Source organism: Salinicola endophyticus (assembly GCF_003206575.1).
Lineage (GTDB): Bacteria > Pseudomonadota > Gammaproteobacteria > Pseudomonadales > Halomonadaceae > Salinicola > Salinicola endophyticus.
Window position 1 is genome coordinate 44,267 of sequence record NZ_PZJO01000009.1, and the last position, 19,551, is coordinate 63,817.

The 19,551-nt window shown below is 67.3% G+C and carries 18 protein-coding genes; 5 read left to right on the top strand and 13 right to left on the bottom strand.

Translation table 11 applies throughout. The annotated features are described in order from the left end of the window. Positions 1-52: 52 nt before the first annotated feature. From lipB to DOM66_RS16485, 11 genes are all read right to left on the bottom strand, one after another. On the bottom strand, positions 53-721 hold the full coding sequence (gene lipB, locus DOM66_RS16435) for a lipoyl(octanoyl) transferase LipB (protein WP_110690968.1): 669 nt from the start codon (positions 719-721) through the stop codon (positions 53-55). A gap of 5 nt (positions 722-726) precedes the next feature. Next, the gene (locus DOM66_RS16440) at positions 727-1,014 is read right to left on the bottom strand and encodes an HP0495 family protein (protein ID WP_110676716.1); all 288 of its coding nucleotides are present in this window, start codon (positions 1,012-1,014) and stop codon (positions 727-729) included. Positions 1,015-1,134: 120 nt separating this feature from the next. Continuing rightward, a complete protein-coding gene (locus tag DOM66_RS16445; RefSeq protein WP_110676718.1) occupies positions 1,135-2,361 on the bottom strand; it encodes a D-alanyl-D-alanine carboxypeptidase family protein in 1,227 nt (408 codons plus the stop codon). A gap of 27 nt (positions 2,362-2,388) precedes the next feature. Further along, complete coding sequence (locus tag DOM66_RS16450) at positions 2,389-3,408, bottom strand: septal ring lytic transglycosylase RlpA family protein (RefSeq protein ID WP_188115207.1); 1,020 nt, start codon at positions 3,406-3,408, stop codon at positions 2,389-2,391. After that, positions 3,405-4,433, bottom strand: coding sequence for a lytic murein transglycosylase B (gene mltB / locus DOM66_RS16455; RefSeq protein WP_110676721.1), 1,029 nt, complete (start codon positions 4,431-4,433; stop codon positions 3,405-3,407). The genes DOM66_RS16450 and mltB overlap by 4 nt, the downstream gene beginning before the upstream one ends. A gap of 35 nt (positions 4,434-4,468) precedes the next feature. After that, on the bottom strand, positions 4,469-5,608 hold the full coding sequence (gene rodA / locus DOM66_RS16460; protein WP_110676723.1) for a rod shape-determining protein RodA: 1,140 nt from the start codon (positions 5,606-5,608) through the stop codon (positions 4,469-4,471). Next, on the bottom strand, positions 5,598-7,493 hold the full coding sequence (gene mrdA, locus DOM66_RS16465) for a penicillin-binding protein 2 (RefSeq protein ID WP_110690912.1): 1,896 nt from the start codon (positions 7,491-7,493) through the stop codon (positions 5,598-5,600). The genes rodA and mrdA overlap by 11 nt, the downstream gene beginning before the upstream one ends. 87 nt (positions 7,494-7,580) lie before the next feature. Then, positions 7,581-8,048: a 23S rRNA (pseudouridine(1915)-N(3))-methyltransferase RlmH gene (gene rlmH, locus DOM66_RS16470; RefSeq protein WP_110690913.1), complete on the bottom strand. Its 468-nt coding sequence runs from the start codon at positions 8,046-8,048 to the stop codon at positions 7,581-7,583. Next, the gene (rsfS, locus tag DOM66_RS16475; protein ID WP_110676728.1) at positions 8,045-8,422 is read right to left on the bottom strand and encodes a ribosome silencing factor; all 378 of its coding nucleotides are present in this window, start codon (positions 8,420-8,422) and stop codon (positions 8,045-8,047) included. The genes rlmH and rsfS overlap by 4 nt, the downstream gene beginning before the upstream one ends. Positions 8,423-8,522: 100 nt before the next feature. Next, positions 8,523-9,221 carry a nicotinate-nucleotide adenylyltransferase gene (nadD, locus tag DOM66_RS16480; protein ID WP_110690969.1) on the bottom strand — a complete coding sequence of 233 codons (699 nt, stop codon included), beginning with the start codon at positions 9,219-9,221 and terminating at the stop codon, positions 8,523-8,525. After that, positions 9,208-10,491, bottom strand: coding sequence for a glutamate-5-semialdehyde dehydrogenase (locus DOM66_RS16485; RefSeq protein ID WP_110676730.1), 1,284 nt, complete (start codon positions 10,489-10,491; stop codon positions 9,208-9,210). Before DOM66_RS16485 ends, nadD begins: the two co-directional genes overlap by 14 nt. A 358-nt stretch (positions 10,492-10,849) precedes the next feature. On the opposite strand from DOM66_RS16485, the gene DOM66_RS16490 reads away from it, so the two are divergent. From DOM66_RS16490 to DOM66_RS16500, 3 genes are read left to right on the top strand one after another with little or no spacing between them, the layout of a single operon-like run. Then, positions 10,850-11,677 (top strand): hypothetical protein, encoded by an 828-nt coding sequence (locus tag DOM66_RS16490; protein WP_157959082.1) that lies wholly within the window; start codon positions 10,850-10,852, stop codon positions 11,675-11,677. Continuing rightward, positions 11,668-12,588, top strand: coding sequence for a diguanylate cyclase domain-containing protein (locus DOM66_RS16495; protein WP_110676734.1), 921 nt, complete (start codon positions 11,668-11,670; stop codon positions 12,586-12,588). Before DOM66_RS16490 ends, DOM66_RS16495 begins: the two co-directional genes overlap by 10 nt. Next, positions 12,585-13,991, top strand: a complete 1,407-nt coding sequence (locus DOM66_RS16500) for a bifunctional DedA family/phosphatase PAP2 family protein (protein WP_110690915.1) — start codon at positions 12,585-12,587, stop codon at positions 13,989-13,991. The genes DOM66_RS16495 and DOM66_RS16500 overlap by 4 nt, the downstream gene beginning before the upstream one ends. Before the next feature lie 8 nt (positions 13,992-13,999). Here the strand turns inward: DOM66_RS16500 and DOM66_RS16505 are convergent, their stop codons facing one another. Continuing rightward, positions 14,000-14,620 (bottom strand): flavin prenyltransferase UbiX, encoded by a 621-nt coding sequence (locus DOM66_RS16505; RefSeq protein WP_110690916.1) that lies wholly within the window; start codon positions 14,618-14,620, stop codon positions 14,000-14,002. Further along, the gene (mpl, locus tag DOM66_RS16510) at positions 14,610-15,977 is read right to left on the bottom strand and encodes a UDP-N-acetylmuramate:L-alanyl-gamma-D-glutamyl-meso-diaminopimelate ligase (RefSeq protein WP_110676740.1); all 1,368 of its coding nucleotides are present in this window, start codon (positions 15,975-15,977) and stop codon (positions 14,610-14,612) included. The genes DOM66_RS16505 and mpl overlap by 11 nt, the downstream gene beginning before the upstream one ends. A 474-nt stretch (positions 15,978-16,451) precedes the next feature. Here mpl and DOM66_RS16515 point away from each other — a divergent pair, with 474 nt between their 5' ends. Together DOM66_RS16515 and DOM66_RS16520 are read left to right on the top strand one after the other, a co-directional pair. Next, positions 16,452-17,711: a 6-phosphofructokinase gene (locus DOM66_RS16515; protein WP_110690917.1), complete on the top strand. Its 1,260-nt coding sequence runs from the start codon at positions 16,452-16,454 to the stop codon at positions 17,709-17,711. 401 nt (positions 17,712-18,112) lie between these two features. Further along, complete coding sequence (locus DOM66_RS16520) at positions 18,113-19,492, top strand: glutamine synthetase family protein (protein ID WP_110676743.1); 1,380 nt, start codon at positions 18,113-18,115, stop codon at positions 19,490-19,492. Positions 19,493-19,551: the final 59 nt, after the last annotated feature.

The window sequence follows — 19,551 nt, forward strand, 5'->3', positions numbered from 1 at the left end:
CCTGATGATTCGTTGAGTTCGGGCGGCGTCTTTCGCGCCCTGGCGATGCCGCTCAGGCCACCGCGTCTGATGTCAGGGCCGCCGGTCGACCCGCGCGCTCGACCAGGGTGGCACCGAGACGCGCAGCGAAGCAGCCGGCGAGACGGGTGGCTTCCGCGTCGAGATCCGGCGCCGCGACACCGAGGTCGCGCAGCTGGGTCATCTCGAGCCCGGCGTAACCGCATGGATTGATACGCGAGAACGGTGTCAGATCCATGTCGACATTGAGCGCGACGCCGTGAAAGCTGCAGCCGCGCCGAATGCGCAGTCCCAGCGATGCGATCTTGCGCGCGCCGACATAGACGCCGGGGGCATCGGCCCGCGCCTGCGCGCTGATGCCGTGAACGGCGAGCAGATCGATCACCGACTGCTCCAGCAGGCTCACCAGCTCGCGCACCCCGACGCCCAGTCGGCGCACGTCGAGCAGCGGATAGAGCACGATCTGACCCGGGCCATGGTAGGTCACCTGGCCACCGCGATCACTGGCCACCACCGGGATGTCTCCCGGCATCAGCAGGTGTTCGGGCTTGCCCGCCCGGCCCTGGGTGAAGACCGGCTCGTGCTGCACCAGCCACAGCTGATCGGCACTCGCGCCATCGCGGGTATCGGTGAAGCGAGACATCGCCTCCCACACCGGGCGATAAGGCGAAAGCCCCAGACGATAGAGTTCCAGCTCGACCATGGCGCTCACAGCACCATATGCACGCGGCCGGTCGCCTTGAGCTCCTCGAACAGCGCATTGAGCTGCGCCTCGCTGGTCGCCCGGATCACTGCCCGCGCAGACTGGAAGCGGCCGTTGCGGCTATCCGACAGCGTGATCGCCGAACTGTCGAAGCCCGGCGAGTGGCGTGCGATCACCTCGCCGATGGCGGCGACGAAATCCTCGGCGGCGTCACCGACGACGCGAATGGGATAGTCACATGGGAATTCGATCTTGGGTCGCGGCAGATCGACGTTATCGGGGGTCTGTGTCATCGAGTTTCGAACCGGCTGCGATTTCCGCCCATTCTACGCAAGAACGCCGCGCTCACCAACACGCCCGCCGCGGCCGCCGGATCGAGCCGGCGTGCCGCGGCGGGCGTCAGGTGACGTGGATCAGTTGAACAGGCCGGTGACGAACAGCACGATGCTGTCCCACACGCGCTTGAAGATACTGCCCTCTTTGACCCCTTCCAGCGCCACCAGCGGCTCCTGGCCCAACACCTCGTCGCCGGACTTGATCTCCAGCGTACCGATCTGCTGCCCCGCCTGGATCGGCGCGTGCAGCGTCTCGGGGATATTGAGACGTGCGGTCAGATTGTCGGCACTGCCACGCGGCACGGTCATGCTCACTTCGTGCTGCACGCCCAGACGCACCGTATCCTGGGCACCACCCCAGACGCGCGCCTGGTTGAGCACCGAGCCGGCGTCGTAGAGCTTGCGCGTCTGATAGAAACGGAAGCCGTAGTTGAGCAGTCGCTGGGTCTCGGCCGCACGCGCCTCGTCGGACTGGGTTCCCATCACCACCGCGATCAGGCGCGTGTCCTGCTTCTTGGCAGAGGCCACCAGGCAGAAGCCGGCCGCCTCGGTGTGACCGGTCTTGAGGCCGTCGACGTCAGGGTCGCGCCACAGCAAGCGGTTACGGTTGGGCTGACGAATGTCGTTGTAGGTGAAGTACTTCTGCGAGTAGACCTTGTAGTGGTCGGGATAGTCTTCAATGATGTGGCGGGCCAGGATCGCGAGATCGTGGGCCGAGGAGTAGTGCTGCTCGTGGGGCAGGCCGGTCGGGTTCATGAAGTGCGAGTTCTTCATCCCCATGCGCTGCGCCTGCTGATTCATCAGATCGGCGAACGCCGACTCGCTGCCGGCGATGTACTCGGAGAGCGCCACGCTGGCGTCGTTGCCCGACTGGATCACCACGCCGTGGAGCAGATTCTTGACGCTGACCTGGGTGCCTTCGCGGATGAACATGCGCGACCCGCCGGTACGCCAGGCGTTCTCGCTGACGCTGACCATGTCATCGTCGTGGATATTGCCGCGCTCGATCTCCTGCTCGACGATATAGGCAGTCATCATCTTGGTCAGGCTGGCCGGCGGCAGGCGCTGATCACCGTTGTGATTGACCAGCAGCTGGCCGGTGGTGGCATCCATCAGCACCCAGGAGGAGGCGGCGAGATCCGGCGGCGAGGGGATCATCTGCTCGGGCTGCGGATTGCTGCCCTCGGGCATCTGACTGTCCGGGGTGGGTTGCTGCTGTGCGCCTGCCGGGGAGGTGAGCAGCCCCAGGCAGAGCGACGCCGAGAGGACCCAGCGGGGAAGAGACGAAGTGAACAGCGCTTTCATGACAATCGAATTCTCGTTGAACGAAGGTTACTGGGTGGGCGACACCACGAACGTCTGACCGAAGCCGGCGTCACTCAAGGTTGCCCGAACGGTTTCCAGGGATGCCAGGTCATCGATCGGGCCGACCTGAACGCGATAGAGAGAGGCGCTATTGTCGATGCGCACCGGCTGCGACAGCAAGCCTTGCAACCTCGACTGGAGCGCCAGGGCCTTGTCCCGCGAGCCCAGCGCAGCGACCTGTAGATAGCGTATGCCGCGCGTCACATGCGACACATCAGGCCGCGTCACCGGGCCGGGGGCGGCGCTGGCGGCGTTGGTGCCGGCATCGTTGGCACCGACGTGATCAGGGGAAGTCGCACGGCCGGCGGTATTCATCAGCGCATCGATGCGCGCGGCGTCATTGCGCCGGGGCGCCGCCGGCGAGGTCTGCGCGGCGCTCTCCGCCCGCGCGGAGGGGGCCGGCGCGGCGGCGACCCGGCCACCCGAGCGACCGCCACCATGGTTTTTCGCCCAGGCTACCGGATCGATCGCCTCGACCCGCACCCGCCCGGTGCCGTGGCCCAGAATATCCAGCCGTGCCGCCGCGGCATAGGAGAGATCGATCAGGCGATCGTCGTGGAAGGGTCCACGGTCGTTGATGCGCACGATCACCTGGCGCCCGTTGTCCAGATTGGTCACCCGGGCATAGGTCGGCAGCGGCAGCGAGCGATGCGCCGCCGACATCTTGTACATGTCGTAGGGCTCGCCGCTGGCGGTATCGTAGCCCTGGAACTTGGTACCGTAGAAAGACGCCCGCCCCTCGGCGACATAGCCTCTGGGGTCACTGAGCACATGGTAGGTCTTGCCCCATACGCGGTAGGTCGAACGATTGCCGCTGCGCGAGCGCGGCTCCACCTTGGGCACCGCGTCCGGCACTTTAGAAACGTCCCGCGGAGCGTCGGGATAGCCGTCCTGACTCGCCGCGTAGCGCCCGCCGCCGGCACCCGGGCCGCCGGCACAGCCGCCGACCAGCAGCGCGGCGGCCAGCATCAGCCACAGTCGTCTCACGTCCCTGCCGCCTCCAGCGCAAGCTGGATACGCTGCGCCAGGGTGGCCACTGCCATGGCGTAGAGATGGCTGTGGTTGTAACGGGTGATGACGTAGAAGTTGTCGAGTCCGAGTACGTAACGGACATGCCCATCGGCGTAGTCCAGTACCAGCGGCATCACCTTGTCGTCGGGCGCGAGCGAGCCCGCGGTGGGCCGAATGCCCGCCGCCGCCAGCGCGGAGACCCGGGTCGCCGGCGGTTCGGTCTGATTGAACGCAAGCTGAGCCGGCGGCGTCGCCGGACCGCTGGCCTCGACCAGCACCGCCTGACCGCGGCGCCAGCCGTGTTCGCTGAAATAGTTGCCGATGCTGCCAATGGCATCGGTGGGGTCGTTCCACAGATCCTTGAGCCCATCACCATCGAAGTCGACCGCATAGGCCTGATAGCTGGTGGGGATGAACTGCGGATAGCCCATGGCGCCGGCATAGGAGCCGTAGCGCGAGGCGGGATCGACGCCCTGCCCCAGGGTGATGGTCAGAAATGCCATCAGCTCACGGCGAAAGAAGTCGCCACGGGTCGGGTGGTGAAAGGCCAGCGTGGAGAGCGAATCGAGCACCCGATGGCTGCCCTTGTGCTCACCGTAGCGGGTCTCGACACCGAGAATCGCCACGATCACCTCCGGCGGCACGCCGTACTCACGCTGGGCACGCGCCAATGCCTCGCGGTGCTGCTGGAGGAATGCCACCCCCTGGGCCACGCGATCGGGCTGGATGAAGATATCGCGGTACTGATCCCAACGCAGCCGGTGCTCGGCGGCATGACTCATGGCCTGCAGCACCTGCGGCCGGTAGACAGCGTCGCGCATGGCCTCATCGAGCTGCTGCTGCGACAGCCCACGCGCACTCAAGGTATCGAGCATGGCGCGCACCTGGGGATGCGTCGCCGGATCGAAATCGGTCTCTGCCAGCGCCGTCCCGGCACTCGCCATCCCCACTATCAAGGCCAGTGCTCGGACCACCCTTCCCTGTTTCCAACGCAGCGCCATGCGCCAGTGCTCCCTGCTACAGCCCGCCACAACGCTCAATGCTTGAGCAGGCGGCGGTGCGTGTGAATCGACATGAGAATACCGAAACCGGCCATCAAGGTCACGCCGGAGGTCCCGCCATAGCTGACCAGCGGCAGCGGCACCCCGACCACCGGCAGGATACCGCTGACCATGCCGATATTGACGAAAACGTAGATGAAGAACGTCAGCACGATACTGCCGGCGAGCAGACGGCCGTAGGTGTCCTGGGCCTGGTTGGCCATCACCAGCCCGCGCGACACCAGCAGCAGATAGAGCACCAGGATGGTCGCCATGCCGATCAGCCCGAACTCTTCGCCCAGTACCGCGACAATGAAGTCGGTGTGGCGCTCGGGCAGAAACTCCAGCTGTGACTGGGTTCCCAGCCCCCAGCCCTTGCCCTCGAGACCGCCACTGCCGATGGCGGTCTTCGACTGGATGATGTTCCAGCCGGCGCCCAGCGGGTCGCTCTCGGGGTTGAGAAAGGTCAGCACCCGTTGGCGCTGATAGTTGTGCATGTTGAGCCAGAGCAGCGGCATCGCCGCACCCGCCATCACTGCCAGGCTCAGGATGAAGCGCCACGACAGCCCCGCCAGCAGGATCACGAACACCGCCGCGGCGGTCACCAACATCGAGGTGCCCAGGTCCGGCTGGCGCGCGATCAACAGTACCGGTACCGCGATGATCACACCGCACACCAGCAGATCGCGCCACGATGGCGGCAGCGGCCGGCGGTGCAGATAGGCCGCCAGCATCATCGGCATGGCGATCTTCATCAGCTCCGAGGGCTGGAAGCGCAGCGGGCCGATCTCCAGCCAGCGCTGCGCCCCCATGCCGATATCGCCCATGATCTCCACCGCGATCAGCATCAATAGCCCCAAGCCATAGGCCAGCGGGGTCCAGCGATAGAGCGTCGCCGGCGAGAACTGGGCGATCACCACCGCCCCGATCAGCGCGATGCCCATACGGATCGCCTGAGCCATGGTGGTCTGTGCCGACATGCCGCTGGCGCTGTAGAGCACCACCAGGCCGAAGGCGATCAGCAGCAGCAGGATAGACAGCAGCCAGGGGTCGAGGTGGAGCCGCAGCCACAGCGAGCGCTTGCGCCCGACCCGCGCGCCGTGCGTCGGCGCACTGCGTTGGAAATCAATCGCCATCGAGACTCTCGACCTCTTCAGGAACGGTGGCATCGGGCCGGTCTTTCAGCTCGCTCTTGGGCAGCAGCCAGGCGTCGGTGAGCTCGCGGCCGAGCCCCGACACCCCGCCGCCGGCATTCTCGACGATCACCGCCACCGCGATCTGCGGATCGTCCACCGGCGCGAAGCCGATGAACAGCGCGTGGTCGCGCAGGCGTTCGGCCAGCTCGCTGGCGTTGTACTTCTGGTTCTGCCCCAGCGAGAAGACCTGCGCGGTACCGGTCTTGCCCGCCATGGTGTATTCGAGGCCGGCCCCGGCCTTGCGTGCCGTGCCCTCGCGGCCACTCATGACCTCTTCCATGCCTTCATAGACGTCGTTCCACCACTGCGTCTTGTCGACCTGCACGTCGGGCTTGGTGTCGGGAAACGGTGGTTTCACCGGCTGATCACCGATCCGCTCGGCCAGGTGCGGACGCACCCAGTGGCCATGATTGGCGAGCGTCGCGGTCGCCGCCGCCAGCTGCAGGGGCGTGGCCATGAAATAGCCCTGACCAATGCCGGCGGAGAGCGTCTCCCCCGGGAACCAGGGCTGGTTGTACTTCTCGCGCTTCCACTCCCGCGACGGCATCAACCCCGGCAGCGCGCCCTGGACATCCAGCGAGTTGACTTCGCCGAAGCCGAATTCGTGCATGAACGACGACAGCCGGTCGATGCCCAGGCGGTAGGCCATGGTATAGAAATAAGTGTTGTTGGAGACCTCGATCGCCCGGCGCAGATCGACCCGTCCGTGCCCCCAGCGCAGCCAGTTGTGGTAGCGCCGTGTGTCGTTGGGCAGTTGGAAGTAGCCGGGGTCATAGACGATGTCGTTGGCATCGACGACCCGATTCTGCAACGCCGCCAGCGCCTCGAACGGCTTGACCGTGGAGCCCGGCGGATACTGGCCACGGGCGGCGCGATTGTAGAGCGGCAGGTCGATATCGTCCTGCAGCGCACGGTAGTCGGCGTAGGAGATACCGGTGACGAACTTGTTGATATCGAACCCGGGGGCCGAGACCATCGCCAGGATGTCTCCGGTCTTGGGCTGAATGGCGACAATGGCGCCGCGGCGGCCGCCGAGCAGATCGTAGGCCAGATGCTGCAGACGGCTATCGATGGTCAGGGTGAGATCCTTGCCCGGTACCGGCGGCTCACGGTCGAGCTCGCGCAGCACGCGCCCGCGGGCGTTGGTCTCGACCTTGCGCAGCCCCGCCTTGCCGTGGAGCTGATCCTCGTAGGTATACTCGACGCCGGTCTTGCCGATGAAGTGGGTGCCGGCGTAATTGCCCGGATCGAGCCCGGAGAGCTCCTCGGCGTTGATCCGGCCGACGTAGCCGAGCACGTGGGACATCACGATCGGATCGGGGTAGTAGCGCATCAGCTGCGCCTCGACCTCGACGCCACTGAGCAGATAGCGATTGACCGCCAGGCGAGCGATCTGATCCTCGGTGAGGTCGCTCATCAGCAGTGCCGGCTGATACGGCCGCTGACGCTGCAGCGAGCGCTCGCGGAAGGTCTCGACCTCGTCCTCGGGCAGGCCGAGGATCTGCACCAGACGATCGAGTGTGGCATCGAGGTCATCGACCCGCTCGCGCACGATGGTGAGGTTGTAGGTGGGGCGATTCTCCGCCAGCAGCTGGCCGTTGCGGTCGTAGATCAGGCCGCGCCGCGGCGGCAACGGCTCGACGCGCATGCGGTTGTTGTCGGAGCGGGTGATGAAGACATCGTGCTCCATCACCTGCAGATAGAACAGCCGTGACACCAGGGCGCCGGCCATCAGCACGATCAGCGCCGCGGCGACCAGAGAGCGGTTGCGGAAGACGCGGACTTCCTGCTCGTGATCCTTGACTCGCTCGCGGCGCTTACGCATGACGTCGCCGGGTCAGGGCGGGATTCGGCCCGCGAGGGGCGCAGCTTTGCGGGGCGTCGAATAACGGCAAGCGACTGACTCTCTGACTCAACGGTGATACGGGTGCCCGGCGAGCAATGTCCAGGCACGATAGAGCTGCTCGGCCAGCAGTACCCGCACCAGCGGGTGCGGTAGCGTCAGTGCCGAGAGTGACCACGACTGGCGCGCGCGGGCGCTGAGGCGGGGATCGAGACCGTCGGGGCCGCCGATCAGCAACGCCACGTCCTGCCCGCCCTGGCGCCAGTCATCGAGCCGCTGCGACAGCTGCTCGGTGGTCCACGCCGAGCCTTTGACCTCGAGCGCGACGACATGTTCCTGATCGCGCAATTTTTCCAGCATGCGGTCGCCTTCGCTCTGGATCGCCCGGGCGATGTCGGCATTCTTGCCGCGCGCACCGGGGACGATCTCGACGATCTCCACCGGCATCTCCCGCGGCAGCCGCTTGCGGTACTCCTCGACACCCGCCTCGACCCAGGCCGGCATGCGCGTGCCCACCGCCAGCAGCCGCACCTTCATCCGTGCGACTCGTGCCGCTCGCCGTGGCTGGCTCCCTGCTGACGATCGACGGGTAGATCGGACCACAGCCGCTCGAGATCGTAGAGTTGCCGGGTCTCCGGCATCATCACATGGGCGACGACATCGCCCAGGTCGACCAGCACCCAGTCGCCGCCCTGCTGCCCTTCGACACCCAGGGGACGCACACCGGCCTCCTTGGCCTTCTCGATCACGTTGCCGGCCAGCGCCGAGACATGACGCGAAGAGGTGCCGCAGGCCACCACCATGACGTCGGTCACGCTGGTCAACGCGGCGACGTCGAGCTCGACCACGTCGCGCGCCTTCAACTCCTCCAGCGCCTCGACGACTAACGATTTGAGAGAATCTGTCTGCATAGCTCCTCGTTTGGGAATCGCTGCCCCGAATTCAGGGAAACGCGCATTCTACTCCGATGAGACGCCGGCGCCACTCTTCACCTCTCGTTAGCGCCGCGGATCAGCTCTCGTCAGCACCAGCGGTCGACTCGCGATAGAGCCCCTGGGCGGCGATATAGCGCTCGGTCGCCTCGGCCAGCAGATAGCGCACGCTCTGCCCACGCTGCAGCCGACGGCGTACTTCGGTGGCCGCAATCGCCATGCGGCTGGGCAGGCTGAGCCGTAGCACCCCGCCCGCGGGCGCCACCATCAGCGCCTCGGCGGTCGCGACTTCGCGCCCGGCGATCAGCGCGGCCAGCTCGGGGGCCAGCGGCGCGGCGTGGTCGGGCCGGTCGAGCACTACCACATGCGCCAGTGACAACAGCCGCTCGTACTGATGCCACTGCGGCAGGCCGAGGAAGGCATCATGCCCCACCGCCATCACCAGGCGGGCCTGCTCGCCATACTCGGCGCGCAGCGAGGCCAGGGTATCCACCGAGAAGGAGTGGCCGCTGCGCCGTATCTCGCGATCGTCCGCCAGCAGCCCCGGGGTGTCGCCGATACCCGCGGCGAGCATCGCCAGGCGATCGCCAGCGGCGATACCGGGCGCGGCACGATGGGGCGGCACATGGACCGGAATCATGTGCACCCGGTCCAGCGCCAGCGCCTCGCGCAACTCGACCGCGCTACGTAGATGCCCCAGATGCACCGGATCGAAGGTGCCCCCGAGCATCGCGATGCGCGGCGCCCGGCCGCTCACGCCGCCATCACTGGCGCACATGGCCATCGCCGAATACCACGTACTTGCGGGTGGTCAGTCCTTCCAGCCCCACCGGGCCGCGGGCATGCAGCTTGTTGGTCGAGATGCCGATCTCGGCACCCAGGCCATACTCGAAGCCGTCGGCGAAGCGGGTCGAGGCGTTGACCAGGACCGAACTCGAGTCGACCTCGGCAAGAAAGCGTCGCGCCAGCGTCACGCTCTCGGTGACAATGGCATCGGTATGCTGGGAACCATGGCGATTGATATGGGCCACTGCCTGCTCGAAATCCTCGACCACGCGGATGGCAATGATCGGCGCCAGATACTCGGCATCCCAGTCCGTCTCGTCGGCGGCCACGGCGTCGGCGATCCACTCCCGGGTCAGCGGACAACCGCGCATTTCCACGCCCTTGTCGCGGTAGATCGCGGCCAGCCGCGGCAGCACCTGCGGCGCCGCCTCGACGTGAACCAGCAGCGTTTCCATGGCGTTGCACGGCGAGTAGCGCTGGGTCTTGGCGTTGTCGGCGATCGCCACCGCCTTGTCGCTGTCGGCGGCGGCATCGATATAGACGTGGCAGACGCCATCGAGGTGCTTGATCACCGGCACCGTGGCCTCTTCGGCGATCCGCGCGATCAGCGACTTGCCGCCGCGGGGAATGATCACGTCGACGCTGGCGGTGAGCCGGATCAGCTCACCCACTGCCGCGCGGTCGGTGGTTTCGACCACCTGCACCGCGTCTTCACTCACACCGGCATCGCGCAGGCCGTCACGAATACAGGCGGCGATCGCGGCGTTGCTGGCGGCGGCCTCGGAGCCACCGCGCAGAATACAGGCGTTACCGGACTTCAGGCACAGGCTGGCCGCTTCCAGCGTCACGTTGGGGCGCGACTCGTAGATGATCCCGACCACCCCGAGCGGCACCCGCATCTGCCCCACCTGGATACCGCTGGGCTGGTAGCGCAGACCATCGATCTCGCCCACCGGGTCGGGCAGCGCCGCGACCTGACTGGCACCTGCGAGCATGGCGTCGATGCGCGCCGGCGTCAGTGCCAGGCGGTCGAGCAGCGGCTCGCTGAGCCCGCGCGCGCGGCCGCGCTCGAGGTCAGCGGCATTGGCGCTGGCGAGCGCCGGACGTGCAGCATCGAGCCGCGCGACGATGGCCGTCAGCGCGGCATTCTTGCGCCCGCTGTCGAGAGCGCGGAGCGCGGTGCTCGCAGCACGGGCACGGGCCCCGAGCCGCTGCATGTAAAGCGGGATGTCGTCGACGCTATCGGTCGCGGAGTGTGACATGGCGTGGTATCTCTTCAAGGGTGCCGGACAGCGATGGCATCAGGGTCGCGGACGCCCCGGCGTGCCACGCCCGACGCAGGCCTGGCGGCGCTCGGCAGGCCGCAACCGCTGCAGGCAAGAGTTTGTCTCGAATCGTGATTCGCAGTGTACGGTCAGTGACAGCCCGTGCGATAGTTGAAGCGTAGACTCCGTTCGGGGCCGGTCAGCCCAGCGCGCCACCCAGAACGGAGGCCGTCGCCCCGCCGGGACGGCGGCCGCGCGAGACCGCCTTCTGGCCAGCGCCATGCCGCCTGTCGTCTGCGCAGAGGCCAGACGGCATTCCGAGCCACACAGGACCATCGGCCCAATATAAGCCACCATGCCAAGCAAGTACAAAAGCCCCGGGACAAGGGCGCTGATTCTCGCCTGCGTGGTAGCCGCCGCCGCCACGGGCACGTTCTCCGAGGGAAGCGTGCGGCTGATCGCCTGGGGCGGTGCCGTGGCACTGCTTGCCACGCTCGCCTGCGGCGCGCGCAGCGCGTTCTGGATCGCCCCCGCCGCCGCCGCGCTGGCCGTGGCGCTACTCGCCACCGGCCATCCGACGACCCTGCCCTGGATATGGGTGCTGCCGCTGTGCCTGCATCCGTTGAGGGGGCGCATGGGGCTCGCGCTCAACCTGGCCGCCTTCGTCATCGGCGTGGGCTACATCGCCCAGCATTTCTCGCTGCCGGCCACGCTGTTGGCCGCGACCTCATTGGTCATCGTCTGGCTTCTGGCCCAGGAGCAGCGCCTGCGGGCCAAGCCGCTGCTCAATCGCGAGGGCGCTCAGTGGCTACTGCCGCCGGCAATGCTGGACACCGACGCGCGTCACGAACAGCGCCGGGTGGAGCGCGAATCGCTCTACGGCGAAGTGGTAATATTCGGCTGCGCCCACTCCACGCCCAGTGACATGCAGGAGCTCAGCCGACTGCTATATGACCAGCTGGCGCTCTACGAGCGCGCCTACCGGCTCAACGATTACGGCATCGCGGTACTGCTGGTGGCCAACGACGCCAAGCTGGCGGAGCAGCGCCGCCATCAGCTGCAGCATGCCATCGCGCCCCATCGCATCGTATCGCATACGCCGCTGGCGCAGCTCGGCGACCGCTTTGCGCGCTACCGCCCCAGACGTGCAGCCCCCCGTCGTGAGGCGCAGCCATGGCCATAAGCCGCTACAAGCTTGCCGCCCAACTGCTGGCGCTGGCGATGTTCACCGGGCTGGCGCTGTGGCACTACCTGATGCGCCACTACGATCTGATCCTGCCCCCGGCTTTGCTCGCCTGCGGGCTGCTGGTGTCGCTGCCGCTGCAGTGGCTGGGCCGACTGCGCCCAGCCCTGGCCGACTACCTGATGCTGGTCGGGGCGCTGACCCTGTTCGCCATCGAGGCACCCGGCTGCGCCAATGGCATGCTGTGGCTGGGGCTGCCGGCGGTGGTCAGCCTGCTGGTGCTGTCGCTGCCCCTGGCGGTACTGCTCAATGTCGCCCTGGTCCCCGCCTGGACGCTACTCCTGGGCGGCACTCACGTGTCGCTGCTCACCCTCAGCATGGGCTGGTGGCTGGCGCTCAGCGCCGCGCTGGTATTGAGCAGCCTGGATGCCCGCCGCCGCCGGGCGCTGCGCCTGCCACAGTGGCGCCGGGATCCCAAGCTTCCGCGTCAGGCTCTGCAACGCAGTCTGGCGATCGAGGTCGCACGGGCACACGCGCTCGGCCGCCCGCTCAGCGTACTGGTTCTCTACGTCCCCCAGCTCGACCAGGCCGACGATCAGTTCGGCACCGAGCTGCGCGAAGCGCTCTCCCATGCCTTCAGCCACGCGGTGGTCAACGACAGCCGCCATAGCGACCTGCTGGGTGAGTACCGCGAGAACGTTTTCTGCCTGATACTGCCCAATGCCGGCGAGAGTGGCGCCCTGGCCGCCGCCCGCCGCCTGGCCGCCACCGTGGCCACCATATCGCGCCCCGAAACCGGCCCCCTGGAGAGCTTCAGCCGTGTCTGCATGCTTCAGCACGGCGAGGCAACCGCGCACTTCCTGACCCGGCTCGACAACGCCGCCACCAAACTGCTGGAACCGCTCGCTTGAATTTCACCCACTGGCTCTACTCGCTCTCCCCATCGCCCACCCTACTGCTGCTGATCATCGCCGCCGTGGCGCTGCTCGAATCGCTGGCGGTGGTGGGTATCGTCGTGCCCGGCGTGGTCCTGCTGGGCGCCGCCGCCAGCCTCGCCGGGCACGCCGACATGTCGATCACGCTGGTGCTGATCGCAGGCACCCTGGGCGCGTTCGCCGGTGACAACCTGAGTTTCTGGCTGGGGCGCTCGCAGCGCACACGCATTCCCGGCTGGTGGCCACTCGACCGCCACCCGGAGTGGCTCGAAGGTGGTATCGACTTCTTCCAGCGCCACGGCACACTGTCGGTGGTGATCGGCCGCTTCGTCGGCCCGGTGCGGCCATTCGTGCCGTTGGTGGCGGGCATGCTGTCGATGCCGAACCGGCGCTTCGCGCTGGTCAACGCACTCTCGGCGTGCCTCTGGGCGCCGGTCTATCTACTGCCGGGCTACTGGCTGGGACGCTCCTGGAGCGAGCTGATGAAGCTGCCGCCGGAGGCCGAGCACTGGCTGCTCGTGCTGTCGCTCTCGCTGCTGGCCCTGGGCGTGCTGTTCTCCTGGTTCCGCTACCAACTGGGTGGACAAGGCCGCCTGCACCGCTGGCTCGAGGGCTACCAGCAGCGCCACCCGACCTTCGGGCGTCTGTGGCGGGCACTGCGTTCGCCGCCACCGGCCAACGAGTTCCCGCTGGCGTCGCTCTCGCTGCTGCTGACCAGCCTGATTGCGCTGGTCGCCTGGACCAGCTGGGTGCTGATCCACAACGGCCCGCTGCCGATGGATCGCCAGATCCAGGCCCTGGCGGCGATGCTGCAGCATCAGTGGCTGCTGGGCACCAGCGAGACACTGGCCAAGATCGGTGACGCACTCGGCATCACGCTGCTGATGGCACCGTGGCTGTTATGGCTGGCCTGGGCACGGCGTTTCGCCGCACTGCTGCATCTGGCCGGTGCACTGATCGCGGTGGCGGTGACCAACACCCTGTTCAAGGCGCTGGCGGGACGCGCACGGCCGGACACGCCGGACTATCTCACCGGTTCGATGTCCTACCCCAGCGCCCATACCTCCACCAGCGTGGTGGTGGTGGGGCTGACCGCCGCCTTCGCCGCCCAGGTCATGCCACTGCGCTACCGCGCCTACGCCTACTGGGCCGGTATTCTGGTCTGCACGCCCATGGCGCTGTCGCGGCTGGTGATCGGGGTGCACTGGGCCAGCGATCTGATCGGTGGTGCCCTGCTGGGTCTGATCGTGTGCGCACTGACCCGCATCAGCTACCAGCGCTGGCAGCGTCAGGACCTGGAGATGCCGCCCTGGCCCTGGCTGGCGCTGGCGTCGCTGCTGCTGGAGACGGGGCGCGTGCTGCTGTTCCCGCCGGTATAAGAGGCGGCCTACTCGCCCCAGCTGGGCATCAGGCGCTGGGGAATGCCGAGCTGGCCGAGCACCCGAGCGACCACGAAGTCGACCATGTCGGCGACGCTCTGCGGGCGATGATAGAACCCCGGCGAGGCCGGCATGACGACCGCCCCCATGCGCGTCAGCGTCAGCATGTTCTCGAGATGGATCTGCGACAGCGGCATCTCCCGCGGCACCAGGAGCAGCGGGCGGCGCTCCTTGAGCGCCACGTCCGCGGCCCGCTCGATCAGGTTGTCACTGGCCCCGCAGGCGATCGCCGACAGCGTGCCGGTGGAGCAGGGGCAGACCACCAGCGCGCGCCAGTCGCCGGAACCGGAAGCCACCGGCGCCAGCCAATCCTCGCGCCCGAAGCAGCGAATCTGCCCCGCTTCTGCGCCGAAGCGCTCGCTCAGCGCCGCGGCCAGACGCTCCGGCTGGGCCGGCAGCTCGAGATCGCTCTCGATCGCGATCACCCGGTGCGCGGCCTTGGAGATCATCACATAGAGCGGCTGGCCGGCGGCGGCCAGGCACTCGATCAGGCGCAACCCGTACTGGGCCCCTGAGGCGCCGGTCAGCGCCACCGCAATCGGCCCGCCGCGTGAGGCGTCACTCTGCATGCTGTACCTCCAGCGCCGCGAGCAGCTTGGCGTGAATACCGCCGAAACCACCGTTGGACATCACCACGATGCGATCGCCCGGGCGCGCCGCAGCCACTACCTCGCCAATCAGTGCATCGAGGTCGGTCACCACATGGCTACCGGCATGCCCCGCCACCACCTCGCTCAGCGACCAGTCCAGCCCCGGCGGCTGATACCACCAGACCGCCTCGGCCAAGGCCACGCTAGCGGCCAGACGTGACTTCATGGTGCCCTGGCGCATGGTGTTGGAACGTGGCTCGATCACCGCCAGCAACCGGCCGCCGTGATGGTCCCGCGCCAGCCCCTCGAGCGTCAGCGCGATCGCCGTGGGGTGATGGGCGAAGTCGTCGATCACCTGGATGCCAGCGACGCTGCCGCGCAACTCCTGGCGCCGCTTGGGCGCCAGGAAATCGGCCAGCGCGCGGCATGCATCTGCCGGTGCCACCCCGACATGGCTCGCCGCTGCCACCGCAGCGGCGGCATTGGCGGCGTTGTGGCTGCCGCTCATCGCCCAGCTCACCGGGTAGCGCTCACCGGCATGCTCGAGGGCGAAGGCGCGGCTATCGTCAGCATCCAGCGCCAGACGCCAGACGCTCTCCGGCAGCGTGCCGATCCGCTCCACCGGGGTCCAGCAGCCGCGCGCCAGCACCCGCTCCAGGGCGGGCTCACCGGCGGCCACGATCAGCCGCCCATCGCCGGGCACGGTGCGCACGAAATGGTGGAACTGGCGCTCTATCGCCGCCAGGTCCTCGAAGATGTCCGCGTGGTCGAACTCGAGATTGTTGAGAACGGCGACATCCGGATGGTAGTGCACGAACTTCGAACGCTTGTCGAAGAAGGCCGTATCGTACTCGTCGGCCTCGATCACGAAGGGCGCCCCGGCGCCCCCCAGCCGCGAGGAGACGCCGAAGTTACGCGGCACACCACCGATCAGAAAGCCCGGCTCGAGCCCGGCTGATTCGAGAATCCATGCCAGCAGGCTGGCCGTGGTGGTCTTGCCGTGGGTACCGGCTACGGCCACCACCGGGCGCCCGCCAAGCACATACTGGGCCAGCCACTGGGGCCCGGAAACATAGGGGATACGTGCGTTGAGCAGCGCCTCGACTTCCGGATTGCCGCGGGACAGGGCGTTGCCGACGACCACCAGATCCGGCCTCGGGATCAGGTTGTCGGCGCGGTAACCCTCAATCAGCTGGATACCGGCATCTTCCAGTTGGTGACTCATCGGCGGATAGACATTGGCGTCGGAGCCGGTCACCCGGTGCCCGAGCGCCTTGGCCAGGCGTGCCAGGCTACCCATGAAAGTGCCGCAGATGCCCAGAACGTGAACGTGCATGCCCTCTCCCTCGGGACGATTTAGGCTTGGCGGGGGCTTGTCGTGTCGCGCCCCGCCAGACGGCGGCCGCATAGGGCCGCGATGACGAAGCGGCGAGCCTAGCACGCCGTCGACGGGTGGACCACAGAGCCCCGACCCACGGCCGCGAGCGCACTCCCGGCATCCGTGGTTCCCCGTCTCTCATCCTCCCCCTGACGCGCCCCTGATAGACGCCAACACCGGGCGGCTCAAAAAAATGACCGCCGTGGTGACCAGCGCCTCGTATTAACAGCCATTGGCCTTTCGGCTATGCTTGGCCGCGCAACCGTGACTCGCACCCCCGACACTCGCCCATCGCGGCCGCGCTGCGCCCGCCACCGCGGGGCGTCACACGGCGCGCACCGGCGGCGCCATGGATGTCGCCGCCCCACTGCGTCCGACCAGACCGACGCGACGCCGTGTGTGAGATTCCAATCCCAGGAGATGAGAGCCGATATGGCCAAGCACAATGCCTTTTACGCCCAGTCCGGTGGCGTCACCGCCGTCATCAACGCCAGCGCCTGTGGTGTGATCGAAGCCTGCCGCCGCCATGCCGACCGCATCGGGCACGTCTATGCCGGCCATAACGGCATCATCGGTGCCCTCACCGAAGATCTGATCGACACCAATCAGGAGAGCGACGAGGCCATCGCCGCCCTGCGTCACACCCCGGGCGGCGCCTTCGGCTCCTGCCGCTACAAGCTGAAATCGATCGAGAGCCATCGCGCCGAGTACGAGCGACTGATCGAGGTGTTCAAGGCCCACGATATCCGTTACTTCTTCTATAACGGCGGCGGCGACAGCGCCGATACCTGCCTCAAGGTGTCGCAACTCTCCGAGAAGATGGGCTATCCGCTCACCGCCATCCATGTGCCCAAGACGGTCGACAACGACCTGCCGATCACCGACAACTCCCCCGGTTTCGGCAGTGTGGCCAAGTATGTCGCCACCTCCACCCGCGAAGCGGCGCTCGACATCGAATCGATGTGCGCCACCTCGACCAAGGTCTTCATCTTCGAGGTCATGGGTCGTCACGCCGGCTGGATCGCGGCCGCCGGCGCCCTGGCCGGCGAGAGTGCCGAACAGGCGCCGCACGTGATCATCTTCCCCGAGATCGCCTTCGACCGCGCCGCGGTCATGGCCCGCATCGATGAGGCGGTGAAGCGCCACGGCTTCTGCGTGATCGTGATCTCCGAAGGCGCCCAGTACGCCGATGGCACCTTCCTCGCCGATGCCGGCAGCACCGATGCCTTCGGTCACAAGCAGCTCGGTGGCGTGGCGCCGACCCTGGCCGGGATGGTCAAGGCAGACCTCGGCTACAAGTACCACTGGGCGGTGGCCGACTACCTGCAGCGTGCCGCACGCCATATCGCCTCCCGCACCGACGTCGAGCAGGCCTACGCCGTGGGCAAGGTGGCGGTGGAGCTGGCGCTGGACGGGCAGAATGCGATGATGCCGGCGATCAAGCGCGTCTCCGAGGCCCCCTATGAGTGGCAGATCGAGGCAGCACCGCTGGCCCAGATCGCCAACCACGAGAAGTTCATGCCGCGGGATTACATCAGCGAGGATGGCCTGCATATCAGCGAGGCCGGACGCCGCTATCTCTCCCCGCTGATCCAGGGCGAGGACTTCCCGCCGTTCGAGAACGGCCTGCCCAAGGTGGCCAAGCTGGAGAAGGTGCGGGTCGCACGCAAGCTGCCCGACTTCACCGTCTGATCCGCACGCCGTGATCAGCGCCACCCGAGCGGCACTGATCACGGCGCGTCTGTCCAGGCCGGATGCCTGGGCAGACGCTGGCCATACTCCCGACGACCAGCGCTTCTCCGCGGCCAGTGCCTTTTTGGCGACCAGCCCTTCGCCCCGTTTGGCGACCAGCCCTTCGCCCCGTTTGGCGACCGGCCCTTCGCCTTGGCCCTGTCAAGAATAATGCCCACCCTGTCCACTCTCCCCGGACTCTTCTCGGATACCACCAGCTTCGCACCGCCTAGCCTAGGCATTGGCGTAACGAATGGCGCATTCCAAACGCTACACCGGCGTAAAATATTCGGTAACGGATTTGACAACGGCGGGCCCATTTGGAATAACGAAGAGATCCCACCACCTCATTGTGTGCCCCCATGTGCGACCCAGAGCGTCTCCAGGAAGCCCAGGATTTCCTGGCCCAGCACCCCGAGGTGCAGAGCGTCGACCTGCTGATCAGCGACCTCAACGGCGTGCTCCGCGGCAAGCGCGTGCCGCGCGACAACGTGGTCGGCGTGCTCGAGGCCGGCATGCGCCTGCCGGCCTCGGTGTTCGCCCTCGACGTCTGCGGTAACACCATCGAGGAGACCGGCCTGGGGCTGGCCTCCGGCGACGGCGATCGTACCTGCAGCCCGGTGGCCGGCACCCTGGTCACCACGCCCTGGGCCAAGCACCACAATCAGGCGCAGATGCTGATGACCATGGAGGAGGACGATGGCACGCCCTTCGCCTGCGATCCGCGCCAGTTGCTCAAGCGCCTGCTGGCACGCTTCTCGGCGCTGGCGCTGACGCCGGTGATCGCAGTGGAGCTGGAGTTCTATCTGATCGACCGCGAGCGCGACAGCGTCGGTGCCCCGCAGCCGCCGCGCTCTCCGGCCACCGGCGAGCGCGCCAGCCAGAGCCAGCTCTACTCGGTGATCGAGCTGGACGAGTACGCCGACTTCCTCGAGGACATCACCCTGGCCGCGCAGGCCCAACGCCTGCCGATCGATACCGCGCTCAAGGAGTGCGCGCCGGGGCAGTTCGAGGTCAACCTGCTGCACCACGCCGATGCACTGCGCGCCTGCGACGAGGCGGTGATGCTCAAGCGCCTGATCAAGGGCGTGGCGATCCGCCACGGCTTCGAGGCCACTTTCATGGCCAAGCCGTACAGCCAGGAAGCGGGCAACGGCACCCACGTGCATATCAGCCTGCTCGACGCCGCTGGCAATAACGTCTTCGCCACCGCCGACGGCGGAGATCTGGGCAGCCCGCTGCTGCGCCATGCGATCGCCGGCCTGGCCGAACTGATGCCGGCCTCGATGGCGATCTTCGCCCCCAATCTCAACTCCTACAGGCGCTTCCAGCCCAGCCTCTACGTGCCGATGGCCCCCACCTGGGGCTACGACAACCGCTCGGTGGCACTGCGCATTCCCTCGGGCTCTCCGCGGGCGCGGCGCATCGAACACCGGGTCGCCGGTGCCGACGCCAACCCCTATCTGCTGGTGGCCGCCCTGCTCGCCGGGATCGAGCACGGCATGGCGCATGAACTGACGCCGCCGGCGCCGATCACCGGCAACGCCTACGAGCAGGTCGAGCCGAGCCTGCCGATCAGCTGGCCCCAGGCGCTGGATGCCTGGCTCGAGAGCGAGGTCTTCATCGACAGCTTCGGCGAGACCTTCCATCGGGTCTACCACGCCAACCGGCGCGCCGAATACGAGCTCTCGCGCCAGGCGATCAGCGCCCTGGAGTACCGCTGGTACCTGCGCAACACCTGAGATCGCGCAATACCCGCCACGCACATTCACCGGACACAGGCCCAGGAGAACGGCATGAC

Coding starts and splice junctions, on each gene's coding strand:
- lipB (WP_110690968.1), bottom strand. CDS start 721: ATGGTCGAGCTGGAACTCTATCGTCTGGGGCTTTCGCCTTATCGCCCG.
- DOM66_RS16440 (WP_110676716.1), bottom strand. CDS start 1,014: ATGACACAGACCCCCGATAACGTCGATCTGCCGCGACCCAAGATCGAA.
- DOM66_RS16445 (WP_110676718.1), bottom strand. CDS start 2,361: ATGAAAGCGCTGTTCACTTCGTCTCTTCCCCGCTGGGTCCTCTCGGCG.
- mltB (WP_110676721.1), bottom strand. CDS start 4,433: ATGGCGCTGCGTTGGAAACAGGGAAGGGTGGTCCGAGCACTGGCCTTG.
- rodA (WP_110676723.1), bottom strand. CDS start 5,608: ATGGCGATTGATTTCCAACGCAGTGCGCCGACGCACGGCGCGCGGGTC.
- mrdA (WP_110690912.1), bottom strand. CDS start 7,493: ATGCGTAAGCGCCGCGAGCGAGTCAAGGATCACGAGCAGGAAGTCCGC.
- rlmH (WP_110690913.1), bottom strand. CDS start 8,048: ATGAAGGTGCGGCTGCTGGCGGTGGGCACGCGCATGCCGGCCTGGGTC.
- rsfS (WP_110676728.1), bottom strand. CDS start 8,422: ATGCAGACAGATTCTCTCAAATCGTTAGTCGTCGAGGCGCTGGAGGAG.
- nadD (WP_110690969.1), bottom strand. CDS start 9,221: ATGTGCGCCAGTGATGGCGGCGTGAGCGGCCGGGCGCCGCGCATCGCG.
- DOM66_RS16485 (WP_110676730.1), bottom strand. CDS start 10,491: ATGTCACACTCCGCGACCGATAGCGTCGACGACATCCCGCTTTACATG.
- DOM66_RS16490 (WP_157959082.1), top strand. CDS start 10,850: ATGCCAAGCAAGTACAAAAGCCCCGGGACAAGGGCGCTGATTCTCGCC.
- DOM66_RS16495 (WP_110676734.1), top strand. CDS start 11,668: ATGGCCATAAGCCGCTACAAGCTTGCCGCCCAACTGCTGGCGCTGGCG.
- DOM66_RS16505 (WP_110690916.1), bottom strand. CDS start 14,620: ATGCAGAGTGACGCCTCACGCGGCGGGCCGATTGCGGTGGCGCTGACC.
- mpl (WP_110676740.1), bottom strand. CDS start 15,977: ATGCACGTTCACGTTCTGGGCATCTGCGGCACTTTCATGGGTAGCCTG.
- DOM66_RS16515 (WP_110690917.1), top strand. CDS start 16,452: ATGGCCAAGCACAATGCCTTTTACGCCCAGTCCGGTGGCGTCACCGCC.
- DOM66_RS16520 (WP_110676743.1), top strand. CDS start 18,113: ATGTGCGACCCAGAGCGTCTCCAGGAAGCCCAGGATTTCCTGGCCCAG.